Raw genomic sequence first — 2,132 nt, 5'->3', positions numbered from 1 at the left:
CGTGATGGCCGTGATTGACCGGCTAGATCTGACGACCAATGCCAGCGTCATGGGGGATGTGCTGATGGCCGGGCTCCGCGACCTGATGGATCGGTATGCATTTATTGGCGATGTGCGCGGCAAAGGGCTGCTGACCGTGTTCGAGTTTGTCTCGGACCGCGAAACCATGGCACCGCTGCCCAAGGCATTGAACGCTTATGATCGGTTTGTAGAAATTGTCTGACGTCAGCGCCAATGGGACAGTTTAGGTTGATTTGATAAGAGAGGGTTTCTGGCTCATCGTAACCGCCAAGGAGTGGATCTATGGACGCCCCCTGCGCAAGGTGTTTTTTGTGATGATGTTGACGGCATTGGATGCGTGAATCTATCCGGCCTTTGATTGAAGCATCTTTGCTCCTGGCCTCGATGGGATCCGCTGGTTTCAGTGCCTTCCAAGATGACCGGCCTTTCCTGGCCACCACTCCTTACAGGCTGTGAATTGCGGCCCCTGCCGTTACACCATCGTCTCGTCACCTCGCATTCTTAGAGCGCCAGTACTTTCCGGGCTGCCCGCTACGCCGCTTTGTAGCCTTCTCCGCTCCGCAAAATCGCCCAGGCAATGCGTGCTGTCTTGTTGGCGATAGCCACGAGCGTTTTGTTGTGACCTGCGCGTGCCAGCAAGCCCTGCGCCCATCTCGCGCGTTGATCATCACGATTGGCGATCCTGATCAGGACGGACCGGGCGCCGTGGATGAGCTGGCGCCGCAGGTATTGGTTGCCTCGTTTGCCTATGCCACCAAGCCGGGGCTTGCCGCCCGTCGTATATTGTCTGGGAACCAAGCCTATCCATGCCGCGAGTGCCCGGCCAGACGAAAAGTGTCGACCGTCATCAACGGCAGCGATCAAGGCGGTGGCGATCACAGGCCCGACGCCGGGGAGGGTTGCAAGACGTTTGCACCGCTCATCGGTCCGGCAGATCGCGATTAGCTTACGGTCGAGCTCAGCGACGTGTTTGTCCAACGCTTCGAATTCGGCGATAAGTGCGTTGAAGTTTTCCGTTGCCAGCGCTGACAACTTGGCCTCAGCGACGGCGTTTCTGATATCCTTTCGGAACCGAAAGGCACCGACTGGAATGACAACGCCATACTCCCCCAGAAGGCCCCGAATGTGATTAATCAATCCGGTCCGTTGTGTGATGAGACGATCACGTGTTCGATGCAGCATCTGCAAATCCTGTTGCTCCGTCGTCTTCACTGGGACAAATCGCATAGTCGGGCGCAGTGCGGCCTCATAGATCGCCTCGGCATCAACAGCGTCGTTCTTGGAGCCTTTGACAAACGGCATTACGAACCGCGGATGAACGAGGCGCACGGCATAGCCTTGCGCCTCAAACTGTCTGCCCCAGTGATGAGCGCTGGCACAAGCCTCCATGGCGACTGTTTCCGGGGAATACTCCTGAACGGCAGCGGCGAGTTTTGATCTGGTCACCTTCTTCGAGATTACCTCGCCCTCATTGGTGATTCCGTGGATGTGAAACGACTGTTTGCCTAAATCAATCGCAAGTAACTGCATTCTGTGAACTCCTTCTGCTTGATACGTCTGCCGAAAACTATCGGCATCGGTGCAAGGGGCGTCCATTCCATAAGATGAGACAGAAACCCGGAACCAAGCAGAGCCACGGTGAGAAGGTCGTAAAGAACATTCGCCGTGCGACCCGCAAACAGTACTCCGCAGAAGAGAAGATCAGGATCGTGCTGGACGGCCTAAAAGGCGAGGACAGCATTGCAGAGCTCTGCCGCCGTGAAGGCATCGCGCAGAGCCTCTACTACAGCTGGTCCAAGGAATTCCTGGAAGCCGGCAAGAAACGTCTGGCAGGCGACACGGCCCGCGCGGCAACTTCCACCGAAGTGAAGGATCTGAGATGGGAAGCCCGTGATCTGAAGGAAGTGGTTGCCGAACAGGCTCTTGAACTGCGGTTGCTCAAAAAAAGCATGATCGCGGATGGGGGCGACGACGAATGAGGTATCCCGCATCCGAAAAACTTCAGATCATCCGCCTCGTCGAAGGTTCCCATCTCCCGACCAAGCGCACTCTGGAAAAGCTGAGCATCCCGAAGACCACCTTCTATCGCTGGTATGACCGGTATCTGTCGG

2 protein-coding genes and 1 pseudogene are annotated in these 2,132 nt (G+C 56.5%); 2 read left to right on the top strand and 1 reads right to left on the bottom strand.

The window, feature by feature from the left end; translation table 11 throughout:
- Positions 1-223: aminotransferase class III-fold pyridoxal phosphate-dependent enzyme (locus tag ACR0DB_RS22545; protein ID WP_480553083.1), on the top strand; the 223-nt coding region annotated here is incomplete at its 5' end.
- 329 nt (positions 224-552) lie between these two features.
- Here the strand turns inward: ACR0DB_RS22545 and ACR0DB_RS22540 are convergent.
- Positions 553-1,551, bottom strand: coding sequence for an IS110 family RNA-guided transposase (locus ACR0DB_RS22540; protein WP_170438367.1), 999 nt, complete (start codon positions 1,549-1,551; stop codon positions 553-555).
- 74 nt (positions 1,552-1,625) lie between these two features.
- Here ACR0DB_RS22540 and ACR0DB_RS22535 point away from each other — a divergent pair.
- A pseudogene (locus tag ACR0DB_RS22535) lies at positions 1,626-2,132 on the top strand (transposase); the annotation flags it as partial.

This window comes from Ruegeria sp. AB6 (genome assembly GCF_056542685.1).
This window is presented reverse-complemented; position numbering and strand designations above follow the sequence as displayed.

What these genes read in the sequence shown, in the direction of transcription:
- ACR0DB_RS22540 (WP_170438367.1), bottom strand. Translation starts at nt 1,551, where the DNA reads ATGCAGTTACTTGCGATTGATTTAGGCAAACAGTCGTTTCACATCCAC.